At 61.4% G+C, this 9450-nt stretch carries 3 protein-coding genes; 2 read left to right on the top strand and 1 reads right to left on the bottom strand.

All coding sequences use genetic code 11. The features are described from left to right. The first annotated feature begins 248 nt into the window (after positions 1–248). Together PMX72_RS07840 and gltA are read left to right on the top strand one after the other, a co-directional pair. Positions 249–1088, top strand: a complete 840-nt coding sequence (locus PMX72_RS07840) for a sulfide/dihydroorotate dehydrogenase-like FAD/NAD-binding protein (protein ID WP_006235793.1) — start codon at positions 249–251, stop codon at positions 1086–1088. After that, positions 1079–2488, top strand: coding sequence for an NADPH-dependent glutamate synthase (gene gltA / locus PMX72_RS07835; RefSeq protein ID WP_089572633.1), 1410 nt, complete (start codon positions 1079–1081; stop codon positions 2486–2488). Before PMX72_RS07840 ends, gltA begins: the two co-directional genes overlap by 10 nt. 324 nt (positions 2489–2812) lie before the next feature. On the opposite strand, the gene PMX72_RS07830 is transcribed toward gltA, so the two are convergent. Next, positions 2813–9421 (bottom strand): leucine-rich repeat protein, encoded by a 6609-nt coding sequence (locus tag PMX72_RS07830; protein WP_271729478.1) that lies wholly within the window; start codon positions 9419–9421, stop codon positions 2813–2815. Positions 9422–9450: the final 29 nt, after the last annotated feature.

The raw sequence follows: 9450 nt of genomic DNA, 5'->3' as shown, positions 1-9450 counted from the left end.
GCCGGCCTCATCAAAGCGCGAGGCCGGCCCCCTTTGCCGTTTTGCCTGATAAAACCTACCAAAATAAACCTGTCCCTTTTTGGCAGGTCACTTTTCCCAACCGCCGAAGACACACGTAAACAGCATGTCCATGAGGGTATAATTTGCATCGTATGTCTGCACAACGCCTGTGCGCGTACGGTTTTATTCGGGCTACCGTCCATTTCCGTGGAGGCACGGTTCGGCGGCCCTAACAAGAGAGGGGTTCTATGTATAAGATCCTGGAGAAGACGCAGTTCTCTGAGAAGGTGTTCAAGTTCCGCATCGAGGCGCCCGCAATCGCCAAGCATGCGCACGCTGGACAGTTCCTCATGGTTCGCGCCAACGAGACGGGCGAGCGCGTCCCGTTTACCCTGGCCGGCTGGAACGGTGACGAGGGCTGGGTCGAGTTCATCTTTATGGTGATCGGCAAGACCACCGAGATGCTTTCCACCTACGAGGCCGGCGAGTCGCTGCGCGACGTCGTGGGCCCGCTGGGCGTTCCCACCGAGATGGCCGAGGGCCCCTGCGCCGTCATTGGCGGCGGCGTCGGCCTGGCAATTGCCTTCCCGGTCGCCAAGCACCTGGTCGAGACCGGCCACGAGGTGCACGCCATCATGGGCGCTCGCACCAAGGACCTCCTGCTCATGGAGGACCAGTTCCGCGAGCTCCTCGACGAGGACCACATCCACATCACCACTGACGACGGCTCCTACGGCGAGCAGGGCGTTGTCACCGCTCCGCTGGAGCGCCTGCTGCAGGACAAGGCCGTGAGCCAGGTCTTCTGCGTCGGCCCCGTTCCGATGATGAAGTTCTCGACCCTCACCGCCCAGAAGTACGACACCCCCATCACCGCGTCGCTCAACCCCATCATGGTTGACGGCACCGGCATGTGCGGCTGCTGCCGCGTCGAGGTGGGCGGCGTGACCAAGTTCGCTTGCGTCGACGGCCCCGACTTCGATGCCACCCTGGTCGACTGGGATGACCTTCGTGCCCGCCAGGCCGCTTACCGTTCCGAAGAGGGCGAGTCCCTCAAGGCCTATGAGGAAAAGAGCTGCGCATGCCACTAGTTAACGGTCGTTTCGTTGCCGATATGAAGTCGCCCCGCACCCCCGATAACGAGGAGCCGGCTGCCGAGCGCGCCTGCGACTTCCGCCCCGTCGACAAGGGCTTCACCGAGGAGATGGCACTGGCCGAGGCCGAGCGCTGCCTCAACTGCAAGAAGCCGTTCTGTGTTGAGGGCTGCCCCGTCAACATCAACATTCCCCGCTTTATCGAGCAGATCCGCGCGAAGGACTTCGGCGGCGCTCTCGATACCATCCGCGAGGACTCCATGCTTCCCGCCATCTGCGGCCGCGTCTGCCCGCAGGAGAACCAGTGCGAGGGCAAATGCATCCGTGGCAAGAAGTCCGAGCCCGTGGCTATCGGCCAGCTCGAGCGCTTCCTGGGTGATCGCCCCGAGCTCGCCTCCACGCCCAAGATGGCCCCCAAGAACGGCAAGAAGGTCGCCGTCGTCGGCTCCGGCCCGTCCGGCATCACCTGTGCCGGCGAGCTCGCCCGCAACGGCTTTGACGTCACCGTCTTCGAGGCCTTCTTCACCGGCGGCGGCGTGCTGGTCTACGGCATCCCCGAGTTCCGTCTGCCCAAGGCAGTCGTCAAGCGCGAGATTGACGGCCTGGAGGACATGGGCGTCAAGTTTGAGTACAACTCCGTCGTGGGCAACATGGCCACGGCCGAGGAGCTGTTCGAGCAGGGCTTCGACGCCATCTACGTGGCGACCGGCGCTGGCCTGCCCAAGTTCCTCAACGTCCCCGGCGAGAACCTGCCCAACGTCTTCTTCGCTAACGAGTACCTCACCCGCGTGAACCTGATGAAGGCCAACAAGTTCCCCGAGTACGACACCCCCACCAAGCACGGCAAGAACGTCGTCGTCTTTGGCGGCGGCAACGTGGCTATGGACGCCGTCCGTACCGCCAAGCGCCTGGGCGCCGAGCACGCCATCATCGCCTATCGTCGTACCGAGGACGAGATGCCCTGCCGTCGCGCCGAGCTGCACCATGCTAAGGCCGAGGGCGTCGAGGTTCTGCCGCTCGTCTCCCCGCTCGAGTTTGTCGCTGGCGAGGACGGCTCCGTGTGCGCCGTCAAGGTCCAGAAGATGGAGCTCGGCGAGCCTGACGAGTCCGGCCGTCGTCGCCCGGTGCCCATCGAGGGCGCCATCGAGGAGATCCCCTGCGACGTCGCGATCTCGGCTATCGGCACCAACGCCAACCCCTTCGCTGCCAAGATCGGCGGCAAGATGGAGCTCAACAAGTGGGGCTACATCGTTGCCGACGAGGAGACCGGCCAGACCACCGATCCCCGCATCTGGGCCGGCGGCGACATCGTCACCGGTGCCGCTACGGTCATTCTGGCGATGGGCGCCGGCAAGAAGGCCGCCGCTTCGATCACCAAGAGCCTGCTGGGCGAGTAACCACCTGCAGCGCTAGCCATCAAACGGCAAAGTCCCCGTCGAGCACACGCCCGGCGGGGACTTTTTCTATGCCGGCCAACCCATCACCACAAAGGGGACATGCACCTTTGTGGTGGTCGGGGACTTGGCCGGCGAACCAATTCCGACGTTTGTCTCAATCTGTAACAGCCAGACCCTGTTGAGCCTCGTAGTTGTTACAGATCAAGATATTGTGCGAACGTCCGCCCGTTCATCTCAATCTGTAACATCTAGAGCCGTTTTGGGCAGTTTGGTGTTACAGATTGAGATTTTGCTAAAGCCGAGGATGGGCGCCGTCGCCAAAACCTAGCGCTTGCGGCGCTTGGTCGCGGCAACACCGGCGGCGGCAACGGTTGCGCCGACGATACCCAGGGCGGCGACCGTCATCGCAGTGGCGTCTCCCGTGTTGACGAGCACCGCGTTATCGGACTTCTTACCGTTCTTGCCCTTACCCTTGGACTTGTCCGTCGTCACCGTTGTCGTCGTCGAAGTCGAACCACCCGCAGGAGCCCCGGTACCGCCAGAGCCATCCGCACCGCCACCCTGCTCACCGCTGCCAGGCGTCGGCTTGGGTTCCGGCTTGGGCTCGGGCTCCGGCTTGGGCTCAGGCACCGCCTCATCGGTCACCGTGATCGTAATGTTCAAACGCTCGGAATACTCGCTGTACGACATGCCAGGGCGCTGTGCCGCAATGCGCACATACATGTTGCTATCGAGCGCAATGGGCTCGATGTACTTTACGCGGCCTTCGTCACGGCAGGGGCAGGTGTCGTTGGTGGTGTACCAAATCGTCGTGCCGTCCTCGGCTGAAAGCTCCAGCTTCGTACCCTTGGGCACCGTAATGTAGTTCTCCTTGGGCGACCATGCACCAAACGTCGTCGCACCAATCGTCGCCACCGGTCGCGCCGGTCGCACTGCCTCGGCAGACACGCGCACGTCGACCTGCTTGGACAGCGCCGTGCCGTCCACCGCCGCCGTCAACGTCGTCAAACCGGGCAGAGCACCATGCAGCACAAACGTCGCCGCGCCGTCCTCGCCCGTCACGGCTTGGGTGGCATCGACAGAGCAGATAGCCGAGGACTCCAGCCCAACACTAACCTTGGCGCCCGCGAACGGCTTGCCCGCCTTATCGGTCACGTGCGCCACCAGCTCAAAGTCACTGCCCTCAAGCATGGTCACGGCCTGCTCCACGTTGAGCCTGAGCTTGTCGGCACGAACGCCCACGGCAAGCTCCCCGCTTGCCCAGCGCGACATGGCCGTGCCGGCATAGTTCCGAGCGCCATCAAGCTCAAACGCCACCGTCGAGCCCGCCTCACGCGCATCGGCATAGCGAATGCGCAGCACGCGCGACAACGGCTTGCCATTGGGATCGTCCTGCTTGTCGAGCCACGTATACGTCACGTCGCCCAAGCCCTGCGAGCACAATGCGACCAGGGCATCGTCGCTCGCGTCCATATACTGCGCAAACTCAACCTCGATGCAATCGGTATAGGCATGGGCCGAAGCCACCTCGGGCGCCGCCGTCGACACCAAACCGATGTTCACCTCAGTCTGAATCGGCGGCACGCGCAGCCAAGCCGAACGCGCCTCCTCATACCCGTCCTTGGTCACGCGCACCTGATACCAGCCGGTCGGCGTATTCCAGTTGTACGCACCGTCCGCACCCGTTGCAAGCGGATTGTCCTGCTCATACTCCTCGGCATCCCAACGCGTGGCATTGGTGCCGGCCGCATCGTCGGCGCTCCACAGCTCAACCGTCGCGCCTTCAACCGTATTGGACAGCAGGCCCTCGTACACCACGCCCGCAGGGTCGGGTGCAGCCTTGGCAGCCACATTGCGATAACGCGCCTCAAAGATCGACTGCATCTTCTCATCCGAGATCAAGCCGTCCTTGTTGGCCTTGTAGACCTCGGCATCGGTCAGCTCGCCCCAGTTGACCGTAATACGATTCTGGCATGCGCGCTCCACCTGCTCGCAGGCAACATCGTAGGCGCATTCGGCATTGGTCAGCTTAATCGCGCGCTCCGAACCTACGCTGGTCGAAGCCGCGTCATAGGCAGCGCCCACCACGGTACCCGCCGAACCGGCCGTCAGCACGCCGGCGATTGTCATAATGGAGCCCACCGCCACATCGGTGCTATCGTGGCAGAGCTGGCGATACAGCAGATCCTCAAACGCACGCGCCTTCTCCATGGCGTCGCGCAGCGCGTAAATGCACTTCCAGTCGTCCTCGGTCTTCTCGGGCTTGGCAAGCAAGCGCGTATGCTGAAGCTCATAGCCCTCGCGCTCGCCCTTCACCTTCTGCATACGGACGTTCACGTTCTCCCAGTTCTTGCTGGCATCGTTCACGCCGTAAATGCCGGTAAAGATGCCGATGCCCTGGGTCGCCGCGGGAAACGCCTGGCCGGCCGCCTTCCACGCATCGGTCTTAAAGACCTGGCCGAACATCTCACACTCGATCTTGTAGCTTTTGAGCGAACGGATCGTGCGGATGAGCTTCATGTGGGCGCTGACGTCACCGTTGCGCTTCCAAGCCATAAGCCAACCGCGAATCGTAGAGTTATTGAGGCTGTGGACTACGTTCCAGTTATCGTACAGATTGTCCAAAATGTCGCATTGCATGGCGATTGAGTTAAACAGCAGCGCCTGGTTCTTGTTGTTATTGGAGTTCTCGATAAACTCCGACTCGATATAGGCCGTCTGCTCGCCATCGGGCGCGGCGACCTTAAAGCCCTTGACGGTATCGTCGTCAGCCGCCTTGTAGCTCAGCGAGCTGCCGAGCGCCTGGCCCAAATCGTTAAACCCGCTCGTCGACTGGCCGTTGTACTCGCTGGCCTTAATGCCCGCACACTTGTTGAGCGCCGCAGCGGTTGCGTCATTCCAGCTTCCGTATTGGTTGAGCTGGCCGATACCCATCGACTGGCCCACCAGATCCTCGGCCTGCTGGGCAATAAACTCCGCTCGCGATGCATGGTCGACGAGCTCCTTGATGGCGGCCGCATCCGCAGCGTTCGCGCCCTGGGCCGCCGCAAGTTCCTGATACCAATCCTCGCCGGTGCCGTACGCGTCCTCAAAGATCATCTTGTCCACGTTGACGCCATAGCTGTCGCCCTGCTTGCTCAGCAGCACCGACGAGCCGCCAACCGCAGCCTTAAGCTCGGCGGCAAACTGCGCGGCCTCGTCGTTGTCAGCATCATCACCCTTACCGTCGCTGGCGGCAGGGGCGCGGCGAGCCTTACGCGCGTTGCCGCCCTCGTCCTTGCCGTCCTCGTCTTCCTCGGCAAACGCATCGGCGACCATCTGGTCAATCGCGTCGTTAAAGGCCTCGTCGACATCATTAAACGAGTTATCCATCATATACTCGTGCCACTGCTGCACGGCATTCGAGAACTCCTGCTGGCGCTCCTCGGCCGCGGCGGAATGCTTTTTGGCCGAAGCGTTGGCGTCAAAACTCAGCATGGTCATAAGCTGAGCATTGGAGATGCGGTAGGTCTGCGGCATAAAGATTTGCTCAAAGTTGCCGCAGTTCACATAGGTCGAGTCATTCGCCTTGTTAAACTCGTCGAGCAGCTTAAGGTAACCCTCGTCCACATACTCCGCCACATAGCGAACACGGGTGCCCTCGCGCGACTTTTGAGTCAGAGGAATCGTCACCGTCTTGCCATCCACGCAGTCCACGTACAGGTCGAGCGTGTCGGCGGCCTCTTCGTTTCCCACCTCGAGCGTGATGTCAAAGGTCCAGTAGGCGTTCTTCTTTTGTGGCAGATGATGGAAGGTCCACAGGCTCTTGCCGGTGTCCTTGCCGTCCTTGACCAGGCTTTGCGTACCGCCACGATACGTCACATCAAAGTTCCAGACCGAAGCACCCGGAACATAGCGCACATAATTGCGAGCCGTCACCTCTGCGGCAGCGGCGGCGACGTCGGTCGAGCCCACGCGCGCCTCGAGCGTCACGCGCTCGGCGGCAAGCGTATCCTGCGGCAGGTCGTATTCAATCTTGGCACGGCCGAGTTTATTGGTCTTGCCGGTGTACTTTGCAGCCGAGGCGCCCGTGCCCACGGTGAGCTGCACGCTCTTGCCCGGCGCCGCATAAACGTAGGCCACATTGCCCAGCAGGCTGTGAACGTCGGTGCTGTCGACCTCGATGCGCGATCCGCTAACCTCGAGCGTGGTGCTTCCCAGCGGCAATGTCACCTCGCCCAGCGTAATAAGCGGCGAGATGGCATAGATGCCCGCGGCCTTAGGCTTAAAGCGCACAAACACATCGGCGCCCATGCCCTTCTTCATATCGAGAACGAGGTTGTCGCCCTCCCAAGTTGTGCCAACCCACCCGGCATCGGAGCTGGCGCCGGCTTCGCGAGAGCCTGCGGACACATCCTCGACGGCATCCTTTGCCAGCGGAATCTCAATCTTGGCAGCCTGGCTGTTCTTGAGCTCGTAATGAATGCGTAGCTCGGTCTCCACGCCAACGACCGCGAACGAATCAGCGATAACCGAGCCCGCCGTCAGCCCGCGCTCGGCACGATACGTCTCCACGTCAAACGTGGGGACGTCGAGCGTCACGTCGAGCTGTTTGCCGTCCTCAATCTTCACCTGCTTTTGCGCGATATGCTTACCCACGGTCAGCCCTAGGCGGCTAAACATAGAATAGCTCGTCGCTTGAATGTCGTAGCTCGTCTTGTTAAAGGCGACGATGGTGTATGAACCGGCCTTAAGGCGCGGCGTCTCGGCCTTCATGATAGGCGTGGTGCCATCGTCTTCGTAACCCATCAGATAGGTGACACCGTCGGCAACTAGCTTACCGTCGGACGTACGGAACACCAGCACGCGGTTGGCGCCCAGGTAGTCGCCCTTGGTCGTGACCGTCGCCGTGCCCCAAGGCTTCAAGTCGATATCGACCTTGCCGGCCGAAGGCTTCACCGTCGCCGTCGCCCCACCCAGCTTGAGGCTGTCTTTGGGCTCGAGCGTTATCTCCAGATCCTGGTCCGCGTCGGCAATGGCCTGCGACACCACGAGTGCTGTGCCCTGGATACGGAAGTCGTTTTCTTTGTCACCCTTGGCAGGCTTAAGCGTCTTGCCGCCGTTCTTCACCGTCAGATCGATGTTATCGAGACTATCGAGCTCAATGCGTTCGGTCTTATCCTGGCCTGCGACCGGTTCGAGATAGGCCACGTTGAGCTCAATCGCGCGCGAAGTCGGAATCTTGGTAAAGTCCTCCGCCTTAATCTCTCCGATATTCCATGTGCCCGTCATCTGGTCGCCCGGGCGCGCCAGCACCATGTCATAGTAACCGCTGAGCGAAATGCGCAGGGTGGCTGCTGTCTTGGAGAGGGCGTCCGCTGTAAAGCTGCCGTCATCGCCAACCGCCAGCGGCGTGGACTGCCCCGCCTGCACGAGTGTAGCCGTCGCGCTCTGGGGAAGTTTGCCCGTCACCTGGGCCGCCTCGCCCATCCACTCAAACGTGTAGGCAGGCTTCGAGGAATCGACGGAGTCCTTGCGATCGGCCACGGCATCGGCAAGCTTTTTGACCATCGAGGGGTTGCCAGCCGAATCGGTCGCATAGGCATAGATGGTCTGGCCTTCACTAAAGGGAATCGCATACGTTACGCCATCGATTGTCACGCGCTCATTATAGTCGCCCGGATAGCCCGCCTCACCAAACTGAAGATCGGGGTTCATCACGCGCAGGGCAACGGCATTATGGTTCGTCTCGTTTCCGTATCTCGTGTTCTCAAAAGCTCCCCACTCTATCATTTCCACGCTTTTGGGTAGCACAATCTCTTTGCCGGCAATCGCAGGATCAAGAGAGGCGAACGCGAGCGCCCCGATAGATTTGACACCATCGCCAATCGTCACCGACGACACAAAGGAGCACCCACAAAATGCATAGTGCCCGATCCGCTCCACCGTGCCCGGCTCATTGATCTGCGTAAAGGTGAGTACCGTTGTATCCGAGACATAGAACTGCGGCACGCCGCAATAGGCGAATGCAAGATAGTCGATAGTTTTGACCGAAGGCGGCAGCGTTGCCACCACATTGTCGTCAAGTTGTTCACATTCCTTAAAGGCCTGCTCGGGAATCGTGGTAAAGGCCGCGTTGTTGGGCCAGGTTACCGTCTGGAGCGTCTTGCTTTTGTAGAATGCATAGCTCTTGAGCTCCTCGACCGAATCGGGCAGTGCGATCTCTTTGATGCTGCTGCCGCCCAAGCCTCCAACCGAGCGGACATGCGAATTAGGGGCGAAGGTGATCGATGTGAGCGCAGCGCTTCCCATACCCGTAAGGCTTACGACATTTTTGTCGTCGATGGTCGAGGGCACCTCCAACGTGGTAATGCCCGCGTCGCCATACTCGATAGAAATTTCGTTGGTGAGGCTATCGATCGAGAAGTAGTACTGCGCGGGGGTCTGCTCGCCGGCCACGTAGCCATCGTCGTCTTCGCCCTTTACGCCCGTGGCGCCCTTCGAGGTTGCCCAGAGTTCAAGTTCCTCGTTCCAGGTCGCCTCGGTGCCGGAAGCCTCCTCTTGCTTTTGCCGCTCGGCGAGCTCCTTGCCCTCGACAAGATCGGTGGCAAGCGTACCCGCAGGTGTGCTCTCGGTCTGTCCGGCGCCCGTCAGGCCTGCCGCCGATGCAATCTCGGAGGCCGGGGGCGTAGGGGTGTCACCGGCCTCGAGCACTGTGGGGTCGGCAGCGCCGGCATCGGGCGCGGGGTCGGCGGCGTTGGCGGCGTCGGCATCGGGCGCGGCGTCGGCGGGGTCGACGGCGTCTACTTGGTCGACATCCGTCTGCACAAAGGTGCTATCGGTGGTGAGCACCTCAGCAAACGCGCCCACAGGCAACGAGCCCGTCACCATGGTGAGGGTCACCGCGGCAATGGTCAGGCGGCGGCAAAGCGCTCGAACAGTAGTCCACCTCATGGTCGTTCCTTTCCTGCAAACCAAAAGTC

Origin of the sequence: Collinsella aerofaciens, assembly GCF_028207065.1 — a bacterium.
Taxonomy (GTDB): domain Bacteria; phylum Actinomycetota; class Coriobacteriia; order Coriobacteriales; family Coriobacteriaceae; genus Collinsella; species Collinsella aerofaciens_AR.
This window is presented reverse-complemented; position numbering and strand designations above follow the sequence as displayed.